The sequence below is a fragment of the Paenibacillus aurantiacus genome, assembly GCF_042431225.1.
Classification (GTDB): Bacteria; Bacillota; Bacilli; order Paenibacillales; family Paenibacillaceae; genus Paenibacillus_Z; species Paenibacillus_Z aurantiacus.
In genome coordinates this window covers 247,801-272,980 of record NZ_JBHMDO010000034.1, presented here as the reverse complement: position 1 = coordinate 272,980, position 25,180 = coordinate 247,801, and the positions used below count along the sequence as shown (strand labels likewise).

The 25,180-nt window shown below is 52.7% G+C and carries 24 protein-coding genes and 1 riboswitch; of the genes, 22 read left to right on the top strand and 2 right to left on the bottom strand.

The features are described from left to right. Window positions 1-4 precede the first annotated feature (4 nt). The 10 genes from ACFFSY_RS22710 (at window position 5) to ACFFSY_RS22665 (ending at window position 10,521) form a co-directional block, all read left to right on the top strand. A complete protein-coding gene (locus ACFFSY_RS22710; RefSeq protein ID WP_377498363.1) occupies window positions 5-817 on the top strand; it encodes a carbohydrate ABC transporter permease in 813 nt (270 codons plus the stop codon). Window positions 818-897: 80 nt separating this feature from the next. Next, complete coding sequence (locus ACFFSY_RS22705) at window positions 898-2,721, top strand: cache domain-containing sensor histidine kinase (RefSeq protein WP_377498361.1); 1,824 nt, start codon at window positions 898-900, stop codon at window positions 2,719-2,721. A gap of 14 nt (window positions 2,722-2,735) precedes the next feature. Continuing rightward, the gene (locus tag ACFFSY_RS22700; RefSeq protein WP_377498359.1) at window positions 2,736-4,307 is read left to right on the top strand and encodes a response regulator; all 1,572 of its coding nucleotides are present in this window, start codon (window positions 2,736-2,738) and stop codon (window positions 4,305-4,307) included. Between the two features lie 32 nt (window positions 4,308-4,339). Continuing rightward, window positions 4,340-5,617, top strand: a complete 1,278-nt coding sequence (locus ACFFSY_RS22695) for an ABC transporter substrate-binding protein (RefSeq protein ID WP_377498357.1) — start codon at window positions 4,340-4,342, stop codon at window positions 5,615-5,617. A 90-nt stretch (window positions 5,618-5,707) separates the two neighbouring features. After that, a complete protein-coding gene (locus tag ACFFSY_RS22690) occupies window positions 5,708-6,466 on the top strand; it encodes a cyclase family protein (RefSeq protein WP_377498410.1) in 759 nt (252 codons plus the stop codon). A gap of 312 nt (window positions 6,467-6,778) precedes the next feature. Continuing rightward, complete coding sequence (locus tag ACFFSY_RS22685) at window positions 6,779-7,258, top strand: DUF6530 family protein (RefSeq protein WP_377498355.1); 480 nt, start codon at window positions 6,779-6,781, stop codon at window positions 7,256-7,258. Between the two features lie 31 nt (window positions 7,259-7,289). Beyond that, a complete protein-coding gene (locus tag ACFFSY_RS22680) occupies window positions 7,290-8,270 on the top strand; it encodes an AAA family ATPase (RefSeq protein ID WP_377498353.1) in 981 nt (326 codons plus the stop codon). A gap of 74 nt (window positions 8,271-8,344) precedes the next feature. Continuing rightward, window positions 8,345-9,364, top strand: a complete 1,020-nt coding sequence (locus ACFFSY_RS22675; protein WP_377498351.1) for a vWA domain-containing protein — start codon at window positions 8,345-8,347, stop codon at window positions 9,362-9,364. A gap of 153 nt (window positions 9,365-9,517) precedes the next feature. After that, entirely contained in the window at window positions 9,518-9,925 is a 408-nt protein-coding gene (locus ACFFSY_RS22670) for a MerR family transcriptional regulator (RefSeq protein WP_377498350.1), read from the top strand. Beyond that, entirely contained in the window at window positions 9,922-10,521 is a 600-nt protein-coding gene (locus tag ACFFSY_RS22665; RefSeq protein WP_377498348.1) for an NADPH-dependent F420 reductase, read from the top strand. Before ACFFSY_RS22670 ends, ACFFSY_RS22665 begins: the two co-directional genes overlap by 4 nt. Window positions 10,522-10,659: 138 nt before the next feature. Here the strand turns inward: ACFFSY_RS22665 and ACFFSY_RS22660 are convergent, their stop codons facing one another. Continuing rightward, entirely contained in the window at window positions 10,660-12,012 is a 1,353-nt protein-coding gene (locus tag ACFFSY_RS22660; RefSeq protein ID WP_377498346.1) for an MATE family efflux transporter, read from the bottom strand. A 136-nt stretch (window positions 12,013-12,148) separates the two neighbouring features. Between ACFFSY_RS22660 and ACFFSY_RS22655 the strand changes: the two genes are divergently transcribed. Next, a complete protein-coding gene (locus tag ACFFSY_RS22655; protein ID WP_377498344.1) occupies window positions 12,149-12,829 on the top strand; it encodes a TetR/AcrR family transcriptional regulator in 681 nt (226 codons plus the stop codon). Between the two features lie 184 nt (window positions 12,830-13,013). On the opposite strand, the gene ACFFSY_RS22650 is transcribed toward ACFFSY_RS22655, so the two are convergent. Continuing rightward, window positions 13,014-13,838, bottom strand: a complete 825-nt coding sequence (locus ACFFSY_RS22650; protein WP_377498342.1) for a DUF2935 domain-containing protein — start codon at window positions 13,836-13,838, stop codon at window positions 13,014-13,016. A 146-nt stretch (window positions 13,839-13,984) separates the two neighbouring features. Further along, a riboswitch (cobalamin riboswitch) is annotated at window positions 13,985-14,191 on the top strand. A 161-nt stretch (window positions 14,192-14,352) separates the two neighbouring features. Between ACFFSY_RS22650 and ACFFSY_RS22645 the strand changes: the two genes are divergently transcribed. The 11 genes from ACFFSY_RS22645 (at window position 14,353) to ACFFSY_RS22595 (ending at window position 25,179) form a co-directional block, all read left to right on the top strand. After that, window positions 14,353-14,718, top strand: a complete 366-nt coding sequence (locus ACFFSY_RS22645; protein ID WP_377498340.1) for a (2Fe-2S) ferredoxin domain-containing protein — start codon at window positions 14,353-14,355, stop codon at window positions 14,716-14,718. Between the two features lie 106 nt (window positions 14,719-14,824). Continuing rightward, window positions 14,825-16,207 carry a PepSY-associated TM helix domain-containing protein gene (locus tag ACFFSY_RS22640; protein ID WP_377498338.1) on the top strand — a complete coding sequence of 461 codons (1,383 nt, stop codon included), beginning with the start codon at window positions 14,825-14,827 and terminating at the stop codon, window positions 16,205-16,207. 12 nt (window positions 16,208-16,219) lie between these two features. Beyond that, window positions 16,220-16,705, top strand: a complete 486-nt coding sequence (locus tag ACFFSY_RS22635) for a FixH family protein (protein WP_377498336.1) — start codon at window positions 16,220-16,222, stop codon at window positions 16,703-16,705. Window positions 16,706-16,851: 146 nt separating this feature from the next. After that, on the top strand, window positions 16,852-17,190 hold the full coding sequence (locus ACFFSY_RS22630) for a hypothetical protein (RefSeq protein WP_377498334.1): 339 nt from the start codon (window positions 16,852-16,854) through the stop codon (window positions 17,188-17,190). A 212-nt stretch (window positions 17,191-17,402) separates the two neighbouring features. After that, on the top strand, window positions 17,403-18,995 hold the full coding sequence (locus ACFFSY_RS22625) for a plastocyanin/azurin family copper-binding protein (protein ID WP_377498332.1): 1,593 nt from the start codon (window positions 17,403-17,405) through the stop codon (window positions 18,993-18,995). 14 nt (window positions 18,996-19,009) lie between these two features. Beyond that, on the top strand, window positions 19,010-19,930 hold the full coding sequence (locus ACFFSY_RS22620) for a cupredoxin domain-containing protein (protein ID WP_377498330.1): 921 nt from the start codon (window positions 19,010-19,012) through the stop codon (window positions 19,928-19,930). A gap of 57 nt (window positions 19,931-19,987) precedes the next feature. Then, window positions 19,988-20,563 carry an RNA polymerase sigma factor gene (locus tag ACFFSY_RS22615; RefSeq protein ID WP_377498328.1) on the top strand — a complete coding sequence of 192 codons (576 nt, stop codon included), beginning with the start codon at window positions 19,988-19,990 and terminating at the stop codon, window positions 20,561-20,563. Beyond that, complete coding sequence (locus ACFFSY_RS22610; protein ID WP_377498326.1) at window positions 20,560-21,384, top strand: anti-sigma factor domain-containing protein; 825 nt, start codon at window positions 20,560-20,562, stop codon at window positions 21,382-21,384. Before ACFFSY_RS22615 ends, ACFFSY_RS22610 begins: the two co-directional genes overlap by 4 nt. A 282-nt stretch (window positions 21,385-21,666) precedes the next feature. Then, window positions 21,667-23,001 (top strand): spore germination protein, encoded by a 1,335-nt coding sequence (locus ACFFSY_RS22605; protein WP_377498324.1) that lies wholly within the window; start codon window positions 21,667-21,669, stop codon window positions 22,999-23,001. Then, a complete protein-coding gene (locus tag ACFFSY_RS22600) occupies window positions 22,998-24,101 on the top strand; it encodes a GerAB/ArcD/ProY family transporter (protein WP_377498322.1) in 1,104 nt (367 codons plus the stop codon). Before ACFFSY_RS22605 ends, ACFFSY_RS22600 begins: the two co-directional genes overlap by 4 nt. Beyond that, the gene (locus tag ACFFSY_RS22595; protein WP_377498320.1) at window positions 24,085-25,179 is read left to right on the top strand and encodes a Ger(x)C family spore germination protein; all 1,095 of its coding nucleotides are present in this window, start codon (window positions 24,085-24,087) and stop codon (window positions 25,177-25,179) included. The genes ACFFSY_RS22600 and ACFFSY_RS22595 overlap by 17 nt, the downstream gene beginning before the upstream one ends. The last annotated feature ends 1 nt before the right edge of the window (window position 25,180 follow it).

Here is a 25,180-nt window from a genome sequence, read left to right as displayed (position 1 = left end):
GAACATGAACAAGTGGGCGCTTAACCTTATCGCATCCGTGCTGGCTCTGCTTTTTATATTCCCGTTGATCTGGATGCTGCTCGTCTCCTTGAAGCCGGATGGAACGAACGTGTATCAGCTGACTGATTGGGTGAATTGGGCAGACTTGACGCTGGATAATTACAGGAAAGTCATCACGGAATCGAACATTCTCAGGTGGACCTGGAACAGCACGGTTATTGGAGCGGTCACGACCTTGCTGTCCATATTGCTTAGCTCTCTGGCGGCTTTCGCCTTCTCGAAGCTGCCCTTCAAGAGCAGGGGACTCTTCTTCGTGCTGATCGTCTCCGGCCTGCTTATCCCGACAGAGGCGATTCTAATCCCGCTGTACGAAACGACGCTCCATCTGGGGCTCATTGATTCCAATTGGGCCATCATTCTGCCAGGCTTAACGAACCCGATCGGCATCCTGCTGCTCAAGCAATTCATGGACGGCGTTCCGAAAGACTACATCGAGGCCGCGCAGATCGACGGCAGCCGAAACTTTCGGTTGTGGTGGAATATTTGCTTGCCGCTGACCAAATCCGCGATGGTGTCGGTCGGCATCTTCTACTTCATTCTTTCGTGGAACAATTTCCTGTGGCCGTATCTGTCGATCACCTCGGAAGAAAATATGATTTTATCGGCAGGACTGCCGACCTTCTTATCGAATAATACAATGTCGTTGAATATGATCATGACGGCGAGCGGCATTGCGGCGATTCCGACGATTGTCGTGTTCGCGGTGCTTCAGCGTCATATCGTGCAGGGCGTGGCGATGTCCGGCGTTAAAGGCTGAAGACAACACAACGATTGAAGACAACGAAGATACTGACAAAAAAGAGCTGCATGGACTGACAAGAGCAGCGGGGAGTATAGATGAGACCATTCGGTTGGGCGAAGTTGCGGCCCTCGATGCATATATGGAAGAGCAGCATACGCTACAGATGGATGCTGCTCTTATTTTTATTTTCGCTAACCCCCTTGATCGTAATGGGGACGCTATCGTATTCGATCTCCAAATCCACGATTAACGAGAAAGTAACCGAATACTCGGAGCAGCTGCTGAAACAAACGGCGGATAATATCGATACCCGTCTTGGCATATATAAAGATCTGATGATGCAGGTGGTCAACAATAACGAGATTGTCGGGATGCTGCGGAAGATGGACCGTACGGGGCCAGCCAAGCCATACGACATCGACAGTTTATCGCTGACCACGAAGCTGTCGACGATCGTTGCGATTAATCAGGACATTCAATCGATTTCCTTCCTATCCGAGAACCACTATATCAAGGGAATCTACCGGTGGAAGGACCGTACGCCTTCCGAAGTGAGCGGTTTCTTGTCCACCTTGGAGGACGGGAGCAATTTCCGCTGGTTTCCTACCCGGTTCAATACCTATGTCGATAGTTTGAACTCGCAGAACGTCTATGTGTTCTCGCTGGCCAAGCAGATATACAAAACGTCGGACGATAGCCCCGTCGGCATCGTCGCCGTGCTGGATATCCGCGGCGAGGTGCTGAAGGAACTGGGATCGAGCGCAACGAACAACAATAGGGATATCCAAAGCTTCGTGATCGACGGTCATGGGCAAATCGTATCCTACAGCGACGACCGGATGATCGGGCACAATGTAAGCGAGGTGCTAGGTGCCAAGGGCTACGATCAAATCTTACGCTCCGGCCAGATGGAGCGCCGATTCCCGCTGGATTATAAGGGGAAGAACCTGATCGTGGATTACAAGGCGCTGCAAACCAACGATTGGATCGTCGTGAACGTCATATCGGAATCGGTCTTGTATAAGGATTCCAACCGGCTGCTGCAGCTTATCTGCATTATCGCCCTGATCTGCATCGTATTCTCGATTGCGACCGCGATTGTTCTCGCCAATTCAATCAGTCATCCGATTCTGAAGATGATTCGCCTCATGAGGCAGGTCATGTCCGGGGATCTGGCCGTGCGGTTCAAGGTCAAGAAGCGGAGCGATGAATTCGATATTCTGGGCAGTAACTTCAATTACATGGTCGCTCGGATCGATGAACTGCTGAAGACGGTCTACGAGGAGCAGAATCATAAAAGAACCGCGGAGCTGAAAGCGCTTCAAGCGCAGATCAACCCTCATTTCCTGTATAATACGCTGGATATTATCAAATGGACGGCGCTTATTCAGAAAGCCAATCATGCGGCGGAGATGGTCAGCTTGTTGTCCCGTCTGCTTCGGATCAGCCTGGGCAAGGGCGAAGAGACGGTCACGGTCGAAGAGGAAATCGAACATGTGCAGTGCTACCTGGGTATCCAGAAGTTCCGCTTCAACTTCAAGATGGAGACGACCATTCACGTGGAGGAAGCGGTCAAGCAGCTGCGGACGCCGAAGCTCATCCTCCAGCCGATCGTGGAGAACGCGATTCTCCATGCCTTCACCGATCCGGGGCAGGAGGACAGAATTCAAATTACTTGCGCCAGAGGTACTGATGGCGGAATTCGTTTTGAAGTGAGCGACAACGGGAAGGGAATGGATCCCGCTTATGCCCAAAGTCTGCTCAAGCATCAGGAATCGGGCGGGAAGGCTGGCGGGATCGGGCTGGCCAACGTAGATGAGCGGATCAAGCTGATCAGCGGCAAAGCCTATGGCATCGATATTCATAGCGAGCCGGACATCGGCACCACGATTGCGATCCGGCTTCCTTATCTGGAATAGGAGAGAGAGAACCGATGTATCGAGTCATCATCGTCGAAGACGAATTCATCGTACGCTTCGGCATTCGTTCCATGATCGATTGGGAGAAGGTCGGTCTGCAAGTTGCTGGAGAAGCTGCCAATGGGAGAGAGGCGCTAGAGCTGATTCGGCAGAACCCGCCCGATATATTAATCACGGATATCAAAATGCCGGTCATGGATGGCATTGCGCTCATCGAAGAAGTGCGCAGCAGCGGCTATACGATGAAGATCATCATTCTAAGCAATCTGGATGAGTTCCATTATGCCCAACGAGCCATCCGTCACGGCGTATCCGAATATTTGATCAAGTCGGATATGATGCCGCGGGATTTTGAACAGGCGTTGATGAATGTGAAGAACGACTTGGACTTGAAGGGGGATGGGGGTGCAGCAAACGGCCAAGCGTCGAAGCTTCAGCCGGCTCGTAAGGAAAAGCTGCTGTTGCGCTTGATCGAAGGCGTCCTTCTGGACGAGGAGGAGCTTGCGGCGCTGCAAGAGCTTCGGGCTCCCGCCTGTCTCCTGCATCTGCTGATCAAGACGACCGAGCATGGATTTGTCGAAAGGCAGCAATTGATCCAGCACGCGCTGCAAGGCATCGGGGCGGACAACGCGGCGAACATCGTGCTCTTCGCGGATCAAGCAGGGGGGATGAATGTACTGCTGCCCCTACCTGCGGGAGTGGCTTCCGGAACGAGCGAAGGTTGGGCAAGGCGGCAGGCGGAGCGGATTGTCGCGTACTTGGCTGATCAGGACGGGTTGGTGTGCACGATAGGCGTAAGCGGCACGATCAGCCATTGGGAGCAGATGAGTCAAGCGTATAAGCAGGCGACCGCAGCGGCAAGACAAAGCATGTTCCAGGGCATCGGCAAAGTGATCGCCTATAGCGGGCTTGCAGAAGCCAAAGAGATGTCCCTCGAACCAATAAAGGTGAATTCGGCCCAAATCCACGCCTTCCTGTATGCTTTCCAAACCAAGGAGCTCCGAGACTATGTAGCCGGCTTATTCGATCAGCTCGCCAGTCGGCAGGATCCGGATCTGGCGCAGATCATTTCGTTCGAGCTGCTGATGATCTTGACGGGCGTCTGGCCGGAAGTGTCGAATGATCAACAGCACGTGCTACAGCTGAAGAAGCAATATTTCGATCAGCTGTCCAGGCTGGAGACGGTGGAACAGAGCAGCGAATTCTTCATCCAGGCGTTCGGTGATTTGCAGCAGCATATGATTCACATCTATAACAGCGACCGGAACAGCATTATTAAAGCGACGCAATATATTCAGCAGCACTATCACCAGGATATTTCCTTGCAATCGATGAGCAATTTCGTCCATTTGAGCAAAAATTATTTTGCTAATTTATTCAAAAAAGAAGTCGGCGAAAGCTTCCTGGAATACGTCACCAACGTGCGGATCGAGAAAGCGAAGGCGCTGCTTGCCGGAGATATGAAGGCGGCGGATGTCGGAATGATGGTTGGCATCCAGGATCCCAAATATTTCTCCAAAGTATTCAAGAAGATCGCGGGCGTCTCTCCGTCCGAATACAGAAGCTTGGTGAAGGAAGACAAGTAACCTGCAAAACTAGACCGGCAGAAGGTGATGACGTGAGGAAATACAAGCTCCAGGCAGCGCTCTCCGGCCTAATGGTCAGCAGCTGCGCGATTGCCGGATGCGAGGTTGCAACGAAGCAAGACGCGCTTGAAGCTAGCCCCAAGCCGCCGGTGGAAATCTCGTTCTGGAACCCCTTTGGCGGCGGGGAAGGGGATTATGTGGAACAAATCATCAAGGGATTCAACGATTCTCAAGATGACGTCACGGTCAGGCAGCTGCGTCTGGAATCGAACGAGTATTATGTACGGCTTAGCACCGCGCTGTCCTTTGGGAAAGGGCCTGACGTGGCGGTCGCTCATGTAGACCGGATGTCGCCTTTCGTGAAGGCGAAGCAGATCCAGCCGCTCGACGAGCTGGCGCGTGAGGCGGGATTTCAATTTGACAACCTCACAGAGGCGAGCAGGCAGAGCGTCAACTTTGACGGCAAGCCCTATGGGGTCCCGTTGGATACGCATTTCCATGTGCTGTATTACAACAAAGATCTTCTCGCTAAAGCCGACTTACTCGGAGATGACGGAACGCCGCTCCTTCATGACTTAACGCCGCAGCGGTTCATCGACTTGCTGCAGCAGATTAAAACTCGGGTACCCGGTATACAACCGCTCGCGATCAATACGCCTTATTTCCAGGAGCCTTTCCTCGATATGTATTACGAAGCGGGAGGCGAGCTCTTGACGCCGGATTTGATGCATGCGGCGATTAATAACGATAACGCGCGCAGGGTCCTTACTTTCTTTCAACAGCTATATACGGATGGACTAAGCGACCTAAATGATCAGACACCGTGGGATTCCTTCCATAATGGGCAGGCCGCGCTATGGTTCGGCGGCAACTGGGAAGCGGGCCACCATCTCGAGAATCCGTCGCTGCGCATCGGAATCGCGCCGCTGCCGGCGATATTTGGCAGCGAAGCGCACTGGGGAAGCGCTCACGCGCTTGTCATCCCGTCCTATGTCCCGAAGGAGAAGCTTCTCGCGGCGATGTCGTTCATCCGTTACTTCTCCGAGGTGGGCAGCCAGAAATGGGGGGAAGCGGGCCACGTGCCTGTCAATCGAACGGTGCGCGGCAGCGATGCATACCGGATGCTCCCTTACCGCGACCAATTTCTGAAGGCCGAGCAGCAGGTGAAATTCGCGCCTCAGACGGACAAATACGCAGCCCTGTACACGGCGCTGTCCGAAGAGCTGCAGAATATCATCTTCAACCATCTGAATCCCGCCGAGGGATTGAATGAACTTGAGCGAAAATTGAATGAACTGTTGGCGAATTAATCGACACTTAGCGTTAGCCGTGTCTATGAGCGATGCATTCGCTGCTATAATTAGGCGGAATAGGACTGGCAGAATCAGGAGGAATAAATGATGAAACTAATCGATTTAAGCGTACCGATCAGTCCGAGCATCCGCGAGCCGCTCCCGGCATCCATTGCGTATGCGAGCCATGAGGATGGAGCCAAACAAGCTGCGGCCGCTCTCGGCCTGAACAGCAGCGATTTTCCCGAGAGCAAAGCGTGGGCGACGGAGACCATTACGCTCAATACGCATGCAGGCACGCATATCGACGCGCCTTGGCATTATTGGCCGACCTCGGAAGGCAAGCCGGCCCGAACGATCGACGAACTGCCGCTCGAATGGTTTTATGCCGACGGCGTGGTGCTCGACTTCAGCTCGAAGCCGCCGGGTTACGAAATTACAACAGAAGATCTCATGGCCGAGCTGGACCGGATCGGTTATACGCTGAAGCCGCTGGATATCGTCCTCATCCGAAGCGATGCGGACAAACGGCTCTATCACGAGCACTACGCTTATCTTCATGCCGGCGTCTCCGCCGAGGCGACGGTCTGGCTGCTCGATCAGGGCATCAAGGTCGTCGGCACGGACGGCTGGGGCTGGGATATCCCGCTCAATCTGCAAGCTGCCTCATATAAAGCAGAACCGCGCGATGGCGTGCTGTGGGCGGCACATTACGTCGGCAAAGACCGGGAATACTGTCAGATCGAGAAGCTGGCTAATCTGGATCGAATACCGAAGCCGTTCGGCTTCAAGGTGAGCTGCTTCCCCGTCAAAGTGGAGAAGGGAAGCGCCGGCTGGGCGCGCCCGGTTGCGATTGTGGAGGATTAATCCAATCATCAAGAACAAATAGACCAGAGAAAGTCGCGCAGCTGCGGCTTTTTTTGTGTTTTTATCAGTGTGTTCTTATCCCGTTCCATGAGGATATTCGGATCCAAAGGGGCATCAGGACATTGAAACGGCAAGCCTGACGCAGAATGGGCGTGTTCAGGAGAGGACAGAGGCACAATCGCGTCAATACATCCAATGTACTAGACGAAAATATATTATGTTTGATTTATTATCGGAAAATATCTATAATAACCGTATGCTAAGGTCATTTTTTATAAACGTTAACTTTATTAATCCTTGGAGGTAAACGCAATGAACATACCCGATACACTTAACCATAAACCCGTCGTCGTCGCCGAGCATTACGACCAGGTAGACGGCCGCAATGCTGGCCGATTGGATGCCAAATGCCTCTCGTTAGGGCTAACAGCGGAGAGTGGTCCTCGCCAAGCGGAGCTATCCGCGAAAGTATGGCGTTATACCGGGGACGCACTCTCTACGCAATCCGAAGAGCTGCCTTTGCATCGCGTGCTTGATCTAGCGATCTTGATCTGCCGCTCCATGGAGCATTTTAACGAAGCCTATATTTATGAACATCTGTTCGACCCCGAACAGCCTGTCCTAGATCGAATCGGACTTCAGGGGAGTGCAATGAACGTGGCCGTCTGCACGGCGAATGCGAATATCCTGGAGGACATTCAGTCGTTCAACCAGGCGCTTAGCCAGAATGGGGAGATGATCGGCGAGCGATTGCGCACGCTGTCCCGCGTCCTGAAAGAACTGGGCTATTAATTAGACATCTTGAACGAAAGTAGTGAATGCAATGCATCATAATCAACCTTATCTCTTATCTCCAGAACGGGAATTAACGGAGCTGGAGCGCGCGCTCATCTGGAAGAAGCCCGCTTCGCATCAAGTCAGCCAAGCCGAGAAGCGAATCTGCGAAGAGGTGAAGCGGAACTGGAACCGGGGCGAGATGAAGATCTCGACCATTCTGCTGGAAGGCGACGCCGGATCGGGCAAGACCCAATTGGCGAAGGCGTTATCCGCAGCGTTCGGCTTGCCTTATACCAAGGTCACTTGTTTCGCCGATATGGACAAATCGGATATTATCGGGGCGATCCTACCGGTCATGACAAGGGCAGAAGGGGACCCATCGGAGGATGCGGAGGCTGCGCCGGTCGAGTACCGGTTCTACCCATCCGAGATCGTGAGAGCTTACCAGAACGGGTACCTGCTGGAGATTCAAGAGCCGAACGTCATCCGTGATGCTTCGGTCCTCATGGCGCTGAATTCTGCCTTGGAGCAGGATGGAAGCATCAATCTGCCGACCGAAATCATCCGACGGCATCCCGATTTCATGGTCGTCATCACGACGAACCGGAGTTACGCGGGCACCAAGCCGTTGAACGAAGCGCTGCGGGACCGTGTTCAGCATACGGAACGGATGGATATGCCCACGAAGGACGTGATGATCGAGCGAGCGATGGCCATGGTCGGATACGAGGATCAAGCGGTTCTAGGGCTATTAGCCGATGCGATCATGACATTGGATCAAGCGGCCAAGGCCAATGCGATCAAAGGCGTGGCCGGGATGCGTTCGTATTTCTACTGGACCGATGCCGTTGCAGCCGGGATTCCCGTGACCGAAGCCATGTACCATAAAGTCATCTACAAAATCACGACCGACCCGGATGAGATCAAGCTGCTGGAAGACGCGCTGCGCTCTCGCGGACTGCTGGCACAGCTGGAACAAATGGAGGATTCGGTAAAAAAAAACGACTTCTCGGGAAGCTTGAATTAACGGCTGCCGGTGAATTCGAACATCAGGATGTCGCCTTCGACGCGGATGCAGCAGTCTCCGGAGTTGCCCTGCTCATGTCTGCTGAGAGCGACGATAGCGCCGCCTTGCAGCCAATCCAGTTCGAGAAGTCCGACGAGGGGACGCGAAGCACCCTTGGCGATAATCTGTCATACGCAATCGCTACAGATCCGCTGGTGCAAGACGAGGAACAGAAGCAGCAAGAAAAGGCATTCCGCAAGCTGTTGAATCAAGAAGCACGGGCCATCATCGCCCCTTCCGCGCATAAGAACGTCAAGCTGATCGTACATCGACCGGAAATTACGCCAGAGGATCGCCTCGCATTTGAACGTCAAGCGAAGGATCTGCTGCCTGTCGTGCAGGAGATTGCCCGTCGAACGATGCCCCTCCTCGAGCATGAGATTTCGGTGGATTACGCCAGCCGTCACTATTATGGCAGCAAGTTCCGGGCGGATAGTCTGGCGTATGTGGACTTCCGGCATTTTGCCAAGAAACGTCCGCCTACCGAAGCGCCTTCCTTGGTCGTAGGTGTACGGGTCGACGAGTCCAAATCGATGAATGCCGCAGGAAGGCTGGAAGCTGCGAGGCTTGCCGCCATCGCGATTTATGAATTCTGCATGCTGTGCGACATTCCCGTCATCATCGCGGGGGATACAGCGGACCTCTCGCGGCTGGAACAGATGTCCATCTATTCGTACGCGGATTTCGCGAAGCCTGATCCGAATGACCGGTATCGGTTAATGGGCATACGCGCTAGAGGCAACAATCGGGATGGCATGGCGCTGCGGATCATGGCCGATCGGCTGGCCGCCGCTCCCGGTCAGACCAAGCTGCTCATCAGCATTAGCGATGGTCAGCCCAAAGCGATGGAGGCTTATACCGGCGAGGCCGCTCTTCTGGACATCCAGCAGACGATCGGGGAATATGAACGCAAAGGCGTGCGCTTCTTAGCGGCGGCCATTGGCGACGATAAAGAAATCATTAACCGGATTTATGGCGATGGCCGATATTTGGATATGGCGGATCTATCGCGATTCCCGGCGGAGATGGTCCGTTGTATCGCCCGTTATTTGTGAACAGATGCTTAGGAGCCGCTTAACCGCGGCTTTTTTGTTTTTGGCGATGTTCCGTCTAATGCCGATCGTTGACCGCAAATCAGGTATTGACCTGGAGGCGTCTCCAGCCCTTAGAATAAGGGTAATCCAGGAGCAGGAAGTGGAGGCGATTGCATGTATTCGATCGGGCGAGCAGCCGAATTGACGGGATTCAGCATCGATACGCTCAGATATTACGAGAAGATCGGCTTGAGCAGACCGCCCGAGAGAGGGCCGGGAGGCTTAAGGGCGTATAGCGAGGAAGACGTGCGGTTGCTTGCATCGCTGCACTGCTTGAAGAAGACAGGGTTGTCGCTAGAAGAGATGAAGGCGTTCCTGCAAGAAGGGCGATGCTTCGCGAATGTTCCTTTGCCGCTAAGCGCCGAAGATCGGGAAGTCATTACGAGCCGAGCGCAGATTCTCACGGAGCATCTGGTTAGAATGGAAGCGCAGCATGCAGCCCTCGCGAACATAATTGGACAGACAAGAGAGAAGCTGGATTTCTACAACGGCATCATGGAGAGGGAGTCGGTGACAAAATGAAAATCGCCTCGATTGGTTCTGGGAACATGGGCGGAACATTAGGCAGACGTTGGGCAGCCCTCGGTCATCATGTGATGTTCGGTACGCGGGATCCGCATAGCGAGAAGATAAAGCGCTTGCTGCAGGATACAGGCGCACACGCGCAGGCGGGCACGATCAAGGAAGCGGCTGCGTTCGGCGAGGTAATCCTGCTCGCTGTGCTGCCCGATGATGTCGAGCGTGTGCTGGCTGAGGCGGGCGATCTGGAAGGCAAGATCCTCATTAACTGCACCAACCGTTACGATGGCGCGTCAGCGGACGCGGAAGTGCGGCGTCTTGCCCGGAATGCGCGCGTCGTCCGCGCTTTCCACACGCTGCCGTGGGAAGTGCTTGCGAATCCGCATTATGAAGGTGGACGCGCCACGGCTTTCATAAGCGGGGATGACCCCGCGGCAGTGGCAGTCGTCGCCCAATTGGCGGCGGAGATCGGACTCGATCCGGTTGACGTCGGCGGCCAGGACGCGATGGCGAAGGTAGAGATGGCGATCGGGACGATATGGGGCGCGCTAGCACCCAAGTTCGGGCGAGAATATAGCCTTAGCGTGTTAAGACGTTAGTTCCGTGAGTGAGAAGAAGCCCTCTCGAAGTTTTATTCCATGCATCAGTTATTATTCCCCAGGGAAAGATGCGGTAATCTATATATGCAGAAAGCAGGATCGGGAATACCCAATCCTGCTTTCTGGGATGTGAAATCACTAGTGGACTAAACTTTCCATATCCGGCTGCAGTTTATTCCGCAGAAAATACAGCATGGCAGCGCCAACCAGGAATGCGACGGCATCCGCAATGACGAGCGACCAGACTACCCCGTGGAAACCATTCAAGCGATTGGCGATATAAAGGACAGGAATCAGCGTAATGCCTTGAATAACGGACATAATAAACGCGGCAGTGCCTTGCGCGGTTGCTTGGAAAATCCCCGTAAACAAGGTGGTCATGCCCGTAATGAACAAGGATAAGAATGTCACATGCAGAATGTAGCTGCCCATTTCAATCAACTGCGCGTCATTCGTAAATAAGCCAATTAGATGGTCGGAGATCAGATAGACGATGACGCCAAACATGACGGCTAACGCTACAATCGTCTTGATCGTGAATCCAATGGTTTGCTTCATGCGCAATTTATTCGCGGTGAAAGAGAAGGCAATTAACGGCACGACTCCCTCGCATAACCCCATCAGAATAAACTCAGGAAACTGCAATAGACGGGATGAAATTCCGAAAGCCGCTACAGATTGATCCCCATATTGGACAAGATAATGGTTTAAGATGAGCGACATGGCGCCTAAGAAGATGCTCATAACAAACACGGGTACCCCGATTTTGAATACATTGCCCATTATATCCTTATTCGCCTTAAACCATTTGATGGAGACCGTCAAGAATTGGCTCTTATATCTCATATGGAAGGCGAAGTATACACTCGCTGCCAAGTTGGCAATGACCGTAGCAGACGCAACGCCGATCACGCCCCAATGGAAGACAAAGATGGCGAGCGCATCGAGAATAATGTTCACGACCACGCTCAGTATCATGCCGATCATCGACGTGATAGCTGCGCCTTCCGAGCGTACGATATTCTCCAGCGTGAAGAATAGGACGACGAATGGCGAACCGATAAGCATAATCGTGACATAGTCTTTCGTGAATCCGAAGGAATCAGGCGTTGCCCCCAAGCTATCGACGATTGAATCGATCAAGGGGAGACCCACGGCCATCACGATAAGACCGAGCGCTAAACTGCTGTAAAAGGCGAATGAAGATACATGTTTAACATTCTCATACTTCTTCTCTCCGAGCAGGCGGGAGATGAATGTACCGCTGCCCATACCAATCAAGTTACCAAGCGCCATGATGACCGCGAATAAAGGTAAGGTAAGCGCAAGTGCAGTTAACATGGCGGTATTGTGGAGCGTGCCAAGGAAATAGGCATTCAAGATTGCATAGATGACGCTCATTGACGTGCCTAGCATCATCGGAACAGCGAAATATGCTACTGCTTTTGCGATTGGGGCTTTTTTAAAATAATGTAGGTTTTCTGCGTCCATGTGGGTCACTACTTTCTGGATGAATTTGTCGTCCCTCTAACAGTGTTAGGTTGTGCCTTACAGTGTTAGATGATATCATGAACCTAGAAGCATGTAAAGCACAAACTTACACTGTTAGATAAAAGGGCGGATACGGATGAAAAAACAGCAGCCTCAGATTTCGGAGGATAAAATTCTTGAAGCTTCGTGGGAACTTCTCGGGGAAGAGGGGATTGAGAAATTCAGCATGCGGCGGCTGGCCGACCGGCTGGGGATTCAGGCGCCGTCTCTGTATTGGTACTTCAAGAGCAAGCATAATCTTTATCAGCGCCTCGCCAACCAGGTGTCGAAAATCATTGTGGAGGAGTTCCACTCCGAAGGAGACTGGAAGGAGCAGTTGACCGGACTTGCGGTAACGGTGCGAAGCGTGCTCGGCCGGTATCCCTGCTCCACGCAGCTCATGATGATGACGCTGCCCCACGAGCCGGACATCATTCGGTTCACGAACCGCTTGCTGCTCTGCATGGAATCGACGCCGCTTGAGCAGGAGCAGAAGTTTCAAGCGACGCTTACGCTGTTGAACTACGTGTTCTACTTTGTTCTGGACGCTTATGAGCATCAGCGCAATGTGACCGCGATCGTGAAGGAGCAGGGAGAGCTTCCGAGCGGAGAGATGACCCGCCTTCTGGACGCCATGAGCGAGGCGGATGCAGGAATGTTTCGGCGCATGTACAAGAGCGGGACTTTCGAGTTGATGGGGTCTGATCGGGCATTTGAGTTCGGATTGAAGCTGATTCTATTGGGGATCGAGCAGGTGATTGAGGAGCAGGGGAAGTAGAAGTCGGACGAATGGGCGGCAAGACGATCGTGGATTGCGGCACCATGGCCAGTACGGGAATAACAGAGACAGGCTGAGAGCAGTTGTCTCAGCCTGTTTCTGATTATCCTGATCTCTTGAGGCTCACAAGCATGGACAGACTGACAAGCGGTAACGTAGAAGAAGTGTTGCCTTCCTGCGTCGGTCAATGCCAAGCGTTATGGTGGTCCATTTCATGTGAAGGATTACCTTTCAAATGACTCTCGAACATATCAATAATCGTCAAGAAATGCTCGGCTTCCCGGTATACATGATCGGCTAGCAAAGGATGTATGATGCTCTTGATCCGACAAGCTTCAATAAGATCTCGAGCGGTCTTCTTGAAATCACGCAAGCTCTCCACCGAGACGCGATTCTGATCAAGAAATTGACTCAGTAAAGGCTGCGTCTGCGATTGAGGGCGCATGGAGCTTAAGTCCTGCGCTTGCCACAGCAGCGTGTCAAAATCATGGCTGAATTCACGTGCCTGCTCGACTAATTTTCGTTCGGACGGGTCAAGCAAATGGCCAATGAATTTGGCGTGATCAGCCATAATTTTTAGGAAGAATACATTCTCATCGATAATGGCGTCCGCGAGCGGCTCTAGCTGTCCATTATTAAGCTCTGATAGACGATTTCTGAAGTAATTGGCTTCTCTGCTAACGTGATCGACGAGAAGCGGGAAATTATTGGCGCCAGGAAGCTTACAAGATAGGATTAGCCCGAGTACCTTACGCTTGAAAACCCATATATGCGATACCGCATTGTGTACTTCCATGTTGAAGGCTCTGATCTGGTTGGGGTCCGTCTGAATCGTGAACGCATGCGATTGCGCTTCGATATGCTCAAAAATAGAATAAAACTTGTTTGCTTCTTGAATGAGTTGAGTATCTTCGCAACGAAACCCCAGTTTCAGGAAGAGGGAATGTTCCTTCATGATACGTGACCAGAACCTGATTTCTTCAAGCGAACGCGCTACAAAGGCATTCAACTTCACTCACTCCTCTATTCTCGACTCTTGAATGGTATGTTTAGGTCGATTTGTCCAATGACACGATATTGGAAATAACATTGCGTATCGGCTGTTGTGTTCGCTAGAACGGTCGACTATGATAGGGGAGTAATGGATTTACTCTAATTGCATATTCGGGAACAGGTGTCTGATCGGCCAACATGCTTGCCGGTCAGACTTAATAGGGAAGTTCGGTGCAATGCCGACGCGGTCCCGCCACTGTAACGGAGGAGCAGGCAGCTCGATCCAGCCACTGATCAACTCTGATCGGGAAGGCTGCTGCCATGCGATGATTCCGGAGCCAGGAGACCTGCCTGTTCTGACAGCACTATTGTACCTACGAGAGATAGGGAGTGTTAGATGAATCGTCATCCTATCAAATGATGAAAGCGTCTTTCCCTATGCTTATTTCACGGGGAAGGACGCCTTTTTTTGTTGGCAGAAGAGATATAGGTAGTGCTAATCCACGAGAGTCGAAGGAGCAGGAAACAACATGGGAACTTGGGATTTGTCGAGAACGAAGCATCATGTGTTGATATGCAATGGGGGAAGCTGCTCGCGTCAACAGGCGGACGAAGTTACGCATGCAATCCGAGCAGAGATCGCGCATCACGCAGCGGAAGATCGGATTCATACCACGCGCACAAAATGTAATGGCCGCTGCGAGGACGCTTGTGTCGTCATCGTGTATCCCGAAGGAACTTGGTACAAGAATATGACGCCCGAGAGCGGGAAACAGCTTGTAAGCGAGCATCTGCTGCAGGGTGAACCGCTCCAGGATCAATTGACTTACGCCTATCATACTGATCGTTTTATACCTACGGGCCAAGGATCGAAAGGGATATTGCGGAATCCATAATGTATTTTTTTTGCTCCACATAGCCCAGTCGAGTCATCCGGCATCCAATCCCCATGCGCTATAGTTATCGAAGATTCGATATCTGCGCGAGAGGTGATGTTGATTCATGAGTGCCGGGGAAACAAAAAGAGTATCGAAAGGGTTAAGCAAAACGATTTACCAGTCCGTATGGCGATGGCATTTTTATGCTGGCGTTATTTTTGCTCCATTCTTAATTATTCTGGCATTCAGCGGCGCGGTCTACTTGTTCAAACCGCAAATCGAAGGTTATCTGTACAAGGACATGCTGGTCGTTCGCGAAGTAGGCAGTCAGCGTCTAACGTCGGCACAGATCATCGAGAAGGTGCAAGCCGACAATCCTAATTTGAAGGTATCCTCCATTACGTTAACGGATGCGAAGAACGCAAGCTATCCGATGTCCGTCAATCTGAACGGGACGCCGACCACGATGTATGTGGATCCATACAGCGGGGAAGCGCTCGGTACGCTAGACACGGACAAGACATTCGCATCGTTCTTCAAGAAGCTTCACAGCGAGCTCGTCGTTGGGGGTACCATCGCCAATCGTCTTGTGGAGCTGGCCGCATGCTGGGCCGTCATCTTGTTAACAACCGGTCTGTACTTGTGGTGGCCGCGCAACAAATCTTCCATCTGGGGAACGATTCTTCCACGACTAAGCAAGCCCGGCAGCCGGCTATTCTGGCGTGATCTTCATGCGGTGCCCGCCTTCTGGATCTCGTTGCTGCTAATCGTTATTATCGCAGGCGGGCTGCCTTGGTCTGGCATTATGGGACCACAGATCGACCGGCTCGCCAATTCGACGAATACCAATACGCCTCCTTATGCTTACAGCTTCGGCGCGAAGCCGTCATCCGTCACGGTCGCCAAAGATGCGGCTGAGGATTTGCCTTGGGCAGCCGAGAATCTGCCGCTTCCCCAGTCTGCAATTGGTGGATATATCACGTTAACCTCGGATGAGATCGCCGGGATCGCGGATGCGAAGAACGTAGCGAAGCCCTACACGATCACGCTGCCCAAAGGCGAAACCGGAGTATTTACCGTATCGACCTCGCATGTCAAACCAGGGAACAATGCCACGCTGCATCTCGATCAATATAGCGGCGCCGTGTTAACCGACGTTCGTTTCGCGGATTATGGCATCATGGCCCAAGCCATTACATACGGCATCGCCTTCCATGAAGGCCGACTGTTCGGACTCGCGAACCAACTGCTTGGCTTGTTAGCTTGCGTGGGCCTTATCTTGACCGCGGCCAGCTCGTATGTGATGTGGAGGAAACGCAAACCGGACGGTAAGCTGGGAGCGCCGAATCGGCACGATAACAAGAAGGTGACGATCGGCGTTACGCTAATCATGCTCGTATGCGGGATCGTCATGCCGCTGGTAGGGATATCGATCCTCGTCGTCCTGGTGCTAGACGCGTTGATCATTCATAGGGTGAAACCATTGCGCCACTGGTTTTCTGTATAGGGGGGATTATTAGTGTCGACATATACGTTACGGCGGTTCGCTTCGCTGGGCAGCATGCTGCTTCTGTCCGTTCTTCTATTCGGCTGCACAGCGAATATTCCCGAATTGGACGAATCCGGATTGCCTTCGCACCTCACGGTAAAATTGCAGCTGCCGAAGCAGCTTGAGGTCGGTGCGGATAGCGACTTCTCCGTCGAAGTGTTCAAAGGCGGGGAGCCGGTGGGAGGTGCTGCTCAAGCCGACTTCGTGTTCTGGCCGGAAGGGCAACGGGATGCGGCCGTTACCGTCAAGGCCGCTGAAACTTCGCCAGGTGTCTATTCGGTATCGCACCGTATTCAAGAAGAGGGGATCTATTACGTTCAATCCCTCATAGACACCAATGGCGATAAAGTGTTACCCACCAAACGCATTGCCGTTGGTGCTAAAGCGGTGGAGCAGCTAATCGCAATGGAAAACGCTGCTAAGCCCGACGAAGCGGCTCATGGCGGCCATCATTAACCTCAGCATCTAAAGGCGCAGTAACGGATCTCTAAAGGAGCTAGTTCAAACTAAGATTGGACTTGACCAGCTGTTTCACGACGAATCGGTGATGGTTATGGTATGGGAAACAGGGGAATTTCCCCGGAACGAAGAGGTGAGTGACGATGAATGCAATTCTGATTATCGTTGGTGCCACTGTGTTCGTGATTGCAGCTGCCATTCTGATCCGCGCTAGCCGTTGGAAAACCGTTCTGACCGCATCTGGAAATCAAGCGGAGGAATTACAGGATAAACATGCGTATTTACACGGACGGGGCATTCGATCCCGCGTCCGCGAGCTGGACGGTCAGCCGGCGTCCGGCATTGCCGCTGGCGCCATGAACACATCAGGTCAACCTTCTGCCTTGAAACTGCAGGTCCATAAGGATGATGTCCAGCGAGCTAAGGAAGCGCTTGTGGATTACACGCACGAACGTCATACTTCACATTCGCCAATCGTATAGACCGACAATAATCTTTATCCCGGCAGATAACGAGAACTGTCGGGCGCTTAGGACAATCATGCTTAAAAAGTCGCGTAACCGCGGCTTTTTTTGTTGTTCAGAATCAACCCATATCAAAGAGCGCCAAAAAAAAATCGCGCGCCATCAAACCGCCTAGACCTCCCTTGCGTTTCCTTCTAATGGAAGGATACTTTTGAGGGAGGTTGTTCGTCATGACAAAGAAACGTTCGATCATGCTATCGCTTGTCATCTGCCTGAGTATGCTTGGTTACTTGCCGTCGCAGAGCTTCGGGGCGGAGGAGGGTTCATCATCCGCCGTTCAGACCGATGCGGAGACGGCTGCGAAGCTGGGGCTCTTGATCGGAGATGGGAACGGCGTCGATGCATCGTATTTGGGCAAAAGCGCAACGCGGATGCAGGCCGCCATTATCTCGCTCCGGCTGCAGGGAAGCTTGAAGGAAGCGACGGACTTCAAGGGTACCGCGAATTTCACGGACGCCAATCAAGTGAATGCATCGAATCAATCGGTGCTCGCTTATTTGAAAGCGCATCCTGAGCTCGGTTGGAACGGCTCCGGCGCAGGTTCGTTCAAACCGGCCGACCCGATCAGCGCGCAGCAGTTCTACAAGGTGCTGTTGGAAGCGCTCGGTTATAAGTCGGGGAAGGATTTCCGCTATGCCGACACCGAAGCGTTCGCGAGGTCCAAAGGACTTTACCAAATTACCGGGACGGCAACGCTAACGAACGCGCATATCGCGACGGCGCTTGTTGAAGCATTAGCCGGCCAGACGGCTGACGGAACGACGCTGTTCTCGAAACTGCAGGCCGCTGGCGTGCTTGATGCTGCTGCCGCTCAGCCGCCAGGAGAGCGGATCGGTCTGCAGACGAACGAGAAGCTCGGTACGCTATTCACCGATAAGAGCGGTATGACGCTGTATTTCTTCACGAAGGACGCTGCCGATGTGAATGCCTGCCAAGGCGAGTGTCTGAAGAATTGGCCGATCTTCTATGATGAGCATCTGCAAATTCCATCGTCTCTGAACAAGAACGATTTCACCGTGCTGACGCGCAACGACGGACAGAAACAATGGATGTATAAAGGCTGGCCGCTTTATTATTTCGCGAAGGATACAACGGCTGGGGATGTATTGGGCGAAGCCGTCGGCGGCGTATGGTTCATCGCCAAGTCCGATTACCGCGTCATGCTGGCCACTTCGGCGACGGCGGGCAACTACTTGACGGATGATTACGGCCGCACGCTGTATTATTTTGACAAGGATCCGAAGAATGCGAGCGTATGCGAAGGGAACTGCCTCGTGAATTGGCCGGCTTACGACGCCGTGGACGGTTCGGTCCCATCGACGCTGACCGCCGCCGACTTCGGCATGATCACACGCCCGGATGGCAGCATGCAGGCAGCGTTCAAAGGTTATCCGCTCTATTATTTCTTGAAAGATACCGCGCATGGCGATCTGCTTGGTCAAGGCGTGAACAAGGTGTGGTACGTGATCGATCCTGTTCAATTCACCGGAACGACGGCCGCCGCCGCGGTGAAGACGTATACGATCGATATTAAAGATTTCTCCTTCGGCACGAAGCCGCTCACCGTGGAAGCCGGATCGAAAATCACCTTCGTCAACCATGATTCGATGGAGCATAACGCAGTCGCCGTTGACGGCAGCTTCGCGACGCCGCTGCTCAAGCAAGACGAATCGTATACCATCACGATCGGGGCAGCAGGGACATACGACTACTATTGCGAGCCGCATAAGAAATTCATGACCGGGAAAATCATCGTCACATGAGGAAGGCACAAGCGATGAAGGAGCGCGGAAAACGGTTATTGGGCATCGGGATCATCCTGCTGCTGATCGTCTTTGCGATCTCGGCTTGCGGGTCGAACGAACAGCATGCGCCGCAGCAGGCAGCATCCGCAAATAACAGCCAGCATATAGACGGATCGCATACGGAAGGCGCGATGCTGGACGACAACACAAACACCGCTTCGACGGACGGAGACGCTGGGGAACAGGATGCACCGGTTTCGCCGAACGATGCAGGTTCCGGTTCGGGGACGACAGCCGATACCGGCTCGGGCACAGCGGGAAGCGCAACCGATTCAACCGATTCAACCGCCTCACCGTCGAAAACCGACGTCCAGGCCAACACTAGTAAAGGTTCAGATCCTAAGTCGGATGCCAAGACAGACGACACATCGGATAATAAAACGGACGATACACCTGCGCTTGCTGACAGCACAGGCAAGGGGACGGCCAGCTCCTCATCGGGCGCGAAGGCTAGCGGTACCCATTCCGAAGACAAGGGCGCTTCGAACCAGGACCACACAACAGGTGCTGGACACGAGCACGCGAACAATGCCAAATCGGACAACGCGGCGGTCCCCACAACTCCGCCGAAGGCGAAACCGGGATCCGCGCCGCCGAAGCCGTCTGATAGCAGGAAGGATTCCGCCAAGGACGCAGCGAAAAACCATATCGTGGAGATCGTCGAATTTGCCTTCTCCCCAGCCGTGCTTGACGTGAAGAAGGGCGATACCGTCACGTTCATCAACAGGGACGCCGTCAAGCATAGCGCTACAGCCGACGACGAATCGTTCGACACGAAGCTGCTCGGCCAAGATGAAGAGTTGACCGTCACCTTCGACAAGGAAGGGGAATTCAGCTATTATTGCCTGCCTCACCCGGCCATGACAGGGACGATTACAGTCAAGAGCGGGTAGGCGAACAGCTTACATCCGGCACTCGAGTTCCAACACTTTAAGCGAAGGGGTAGAACGATGCGGGAACGATCCGATTATGAGCTGATGCAGCTGATCAAGGACAGAGAGCATCAGGCGCTCTCCATCCTTTATGACCGATACGCCCCGCTTGTCTACTCCTTCGCGTTCAAGGCGCTGAAGGATGAGCAGGCGTCGAGGGATATTGTTCAATCCGTCTTCATGCGGCTTTGGTCCACCGGGTCGGAATATGATCCGGCCAAAGGGCGCTACACGAGCTGGCTGCTGACCATTACGCGGAACATGACGACCGACTGGATTCGGAAGCATCGGCTAGAGACGAGCGCCCGCCAGCCCGTGCCCTGGGAGCAGCTCCAGCAGCTGCCCGACAGACAAAGCCCGTCGCCCGAGGACAGCTACGAGCGCGGGTTGCTGCAGGCTCAAGTGCGCGATGCGTATCAATACTTGACGAGCCAGCAGATTATGCTCGTTGAACATTTCTATTGGCAAGGCTACAGTCTAAGCGAGCTGGCTGCCATGTATGATCAGCCGCTCGGCACGGTGAAGAACCGGCTTCATCAAGCCTTAAAAATATTACGCAGGCATCTGACGGCAGAAGGCGAGGTATCAAGATGAGCAATAACGTAAGCCGCGATAGATGCAGTCTCGTTCTAGACTACATCTCCGGCGCATGCACAGCCGAGGAGGCGAGCGCCTTCGAAGCGCATCTGGTATCCTGCGCGGAATGCCGGGCAGAATTGGCGGAGCTGCGAGAGATCTGGGAGGTGCTTCCCGCAAATATGGAGATCATCGATCCGCCGGCCGATCTGAAGATTCAGGTGATGGATGCGGTAATGGCCGCCGACTCGGCTTCTGCTTCGCAACCTCGGCAGGAGATTGCTCGCACGGAGAATCTGCCACGGCCAGATGCAACCGCAGCCGCAGCCAGTAATAGGCGGAACTCGCGATCCCGTTTGCGAAGCATCAGCGCCTGGGTGGCCGCACTTCTCGTCTTCTTGCTGGCAGGCGCATTCTGGGGCTATAAGCTGAATGAGCAGCGCCAAGCTTCGATTCCGACGCTAGAGGAGGCGTTGTCGGTCTCAGCTGCGCAAATCAAGCAGCTCATACCGCTGAAGCCGGTCGCGCTTAAGGAAGGGGAACAAACGTACGGGGTCGCTTGCCTCGTCGATAATGGGAGCAGCAGACAGTTTATCGTCTACGTATTCGGGGCGAAAGCGACACGTGGCAAGGAAGCGTACCAAGTATGGCTCGTCGAGAACGGCCAGCGCCGCAGCGCCGGTACATTCCGGGTCGAGGAGAAGATGCGGGGGATTGGCGTGCTCTCGATGCCAATTGCGTCCGATCAGCTGACCTTCGATACGATCGGCATCACGCTCGAACCGGACGACCGCGGCGACCAGCCTCGCGGGACGAAGATGTTCGGCTCGGAATCCTAGTCCACCCTCGAAGCTCACCGACGGTTAGCTTCAGAGGCGGTTGCAGGTTGGGGAAGCAGGGAGAAGTTATACGTAAGTTCGTTAAATCAAACAGCGGCAGTCTAGGACTTCATTCCAGTCCAAGGCTGCCGCTGTTCCTCTGTTCAAAGCTAATCGTCGACGATAGCTGTCCGCGAGTTGCAAGGAGGGATACATCGCTTGCCTTTGGAGATACTAACCAAAAAAATACAGAAAATATATTCAACAGCCCATACTGTAATCAAATGAAAGCAGGTGAAACGGATGGATCTTTCCGCCTTGGAGTCACTGCAGCGATCAGCAGACTTTAAATACGAGCAATTGGACAATGGCACCTTGCATATCGAGCTGCTCTACCATGCCTCCATGGTGGATTTATCGGTGCTCAATAAAGAAGTGGTCCATCCTTTCCGAACCTGCGAGTCTGCGGAGGCCTTTCGGAATATTCTCTCCTCGGTGCTCTCTTCTTCGGAAGTGGAAGATGAGCAAGGATTGCTCAAGGAACTGTTGTTAGGAAAAGCCGTCATTCGCTTTGCCGGCACGTTCTATACCTTTAACGCTTCGAAGAGTATTAATAATTCGCCCAATGAGGCTGCTACCGAAACGACACTCCAAGGGTCGCAGCATGCTTTTAGCGAGGACGCGGATACGAATTTGCTGATGCTCCGCAAACGATATCCCTACAAAGAACTCACTGCAGAGCATCTAAGTTTGGGGCGCATATCCCAGACATCCTGTTACTTCGTGTACGATACCAATCGTGCGGACGAAACCCATATCCGTCATTTCAGAGCCAAACTAAGCAGCGTCGATGCGGACATGATTCAGGCTGCAGGGCAAATCGATGCGCTGATTAGCGGGACACGCTTTCGCTGGTTTCCCACGCTGCTTACCTCCGAGCGTCCGGATCGGGCTGCCCATAATCTTGCGCTGGGCAAGGTCGTGCTCATTATCGATGGAACGCCTTTTGCGCTCATTGGGCCTGCCGTATTCTTTGATTTTGTTTCCGCGATGGACGATTTGTACTTGCCGGCGCTGGTGACGAAATTTTTAGTGATGCTGCGCTACATCGGGATATTCCTGACTATCATGCTGCCTGCGCTCTATGTAGCAATCGTCTCATACAATCCGGAGATATTCCGTCTTCAATTCACGATCTCCATCGCGGGCAGCCGCGCAGCCGTTCCCTTTCCCTCTTATATTGAGGTTTTTATTATGATGTTTCTCATCGAGGCGCTGATTGAGGCGAGCCTCCGGCTACCGCGTTATATCGGTTCAACGGCGACAACGGTAGGCGGACTAATTCTTGGACAAGCAGCACAGCAAGCGGGGCTTGTAAGCAGCATTATGGTTATCGTGACATCGGTAGTCGCGATTTCGAACTTTCTCATTCCGATCAATACGATGAGCTTCGCGCTTCGGTTGGCCAAATATCCGCTCATCTTACTGGCCGCTTTCTTCGGGATTGCGGGACTAATTACGGGCGTGTTCGGGATCGGAATATACTGTACCAATCTTCGGAGTTTTGGACAGCCCTATTTGAAGCTGTTTCTCAATGAACAGGACGTGTCAGGATATAAAGAGGGGGGCTCGGGTTGAGAAGCCGTTATTTTTTCTATCTCTTTCTCATTGGCATGCTAATCAATACGATTTTTTTCGTGCCGCGCATTCTCTTGGAGGAACGTTACAACGGAGCAGTGACGGCCGTCTTCTGCGGAATCGTTCTAGGCACGATTCTTTCGTTTCTCTTTATATGGGCTATGAATCGGCATCCTGGGAAGGGCATTCCTGAATTATTCGCCGCGGTCCTTCCTCCATATATCCGCATCCCGATCCTGTTGTATCTCTTTTTGATGTGGGCGATTTCGGGTTCCATCATCCTGATTGCTTTTTCTTTTATTGTCGTTCGTTTCTTAAGCCCGGAGACCAGCCATATGCTTATCCTCGTTTGCTTCTGCTGTATGTGCTGCTGGGCCGCGACACGAAGGCCGCTTGCGATCATCGGCATCTTGGAAGTCATTATGCTGATCAATATACCACTCGTTATTTTCATCATGGGCAAATCGGTTTCCAGTCCGTTCATCGAGTGGGATTCCGTGCGCATATTTACCGACTATATATTTCACAAACCGTCATGGACGGCTTTGTCGGCGGCGACTTATCCTTTTACGGGGTATATCAACTTATCCATTTACAACCGAATGTTTAAGAAAAGCAAAATCAAACAGCTATGGCTCATTCCTTTAATTGGCGCAAGCGTCCTGTTGATTTCTTTTTTTATTCCGATCGCGCTGCTCGGCGAGCGGGCTGTAGGCGATTATCTGTATACATGGATCAGCGCGGTCGATACGCTTCGGATGCAGTATGGCTTTATTGAGCGGGTCGTTTACTTGTTTCTGTTTATTTATATTTCATTCTCGCTCTTGTTCATTACATTAACGTGGAATATCGCATTATTGCTGATGAGGAGCAGCGTTCCTTCCATAACCGAAACGAGTGAACGCAGTAAAGTTATCGCCAACTGGGTGGTTGCGATCGCAATCTCGGTGATCACCTGTATTTGCGGGTTGTTGACCAATGACAAGCAGCTCATCGAATTTACGAAGTTTTGGTTATCCTTGCGTTTTACCTCGGAGATGTTGCTGGTGGGGCTCGTGGTATGGATCTCGTGGAGGGTGAAGCATGAAGTGGAGAAGTAGGTTTGTACTGATCCTGACTTGTACGCTGCTGCTGTTGTTATCCGGATGCGGTTTCAAGGATATGGACAAGCGTTTTTTTGTCATTGCCATCGGCATTGATAAAGGCAAAACTAAGATGTATCGGGTGACCCTGAAGCTTGTCATTCCGACGCCCAAAATCGAACCTGGACAAGCGAAATCCCAAATGGTAACCGAAGAGGCGGATACCATTGCGGAAGCGGTGCGTCTCATGAAATCGAAGGTGGATAAGGAATTCGATTTTGGACACGCCAAGATCGTCATCTTCGGGAAATCATTCGCGGCAGAAGAAATGCCGCACGCCGTCGATTGGCTGGTGCGAAGAAGAGATGTGCAGCAAATCACCTATTTGGCCATAGGCGAGCCGAGTGCAAAGAAAGTACTCGGGGTACAACCTCCTTCCGAACGGATCCCCAACAATGCGCTCATCCTAAGCTTCTCCCGGGAAGGCACCGAGTCTCCTTATATCGTTCCGATCTATCTCTATGACTATTACCGGAGATATAAAGCACGTGGCATGGATGCTTTCTTGCCGGTCATCGAAGCGGCCGGCGATACGTTCAAGATGGATCGGATGGTATTACTCGATCAAAGTAAGATTGCCCTGGAGCTTGCGCCTGAAGAGACGGATCTCTTAAATCAGATGATGAGCCATTTTTCCAGATTCGCCGTACGCGGGAACATCGATGATCAGCCCTTCGTGATCAATGTGGAGAACTACAGGATGAACTATGAGATTCGAACGCCTTCGAATGCCGAGCCCCAAATCGTCATGCATGTCACTATCAAAGGCGAAGTGGAAGAGTCGCACTTTAATATATTCGACAAGGAATGGCATACCTTGGAACAAGCGATGGAGAACGGGATGAAAGAAGAGTACGAGAAGCTTCTGGTCAAGTTGCAGAAGGCCAATACGGACCCGATCGGCTTCGGCCTCCGCTACCGGGCTACTCGGCACGATCCAAAGGGGGAGTGGGAAGCATGGCAGAAACTGTACCCGGAAATCCAATTTAACGTTAAGGTTAAGATTAAGATTCGCGGCACGGGTCTCGTAAGGTGAA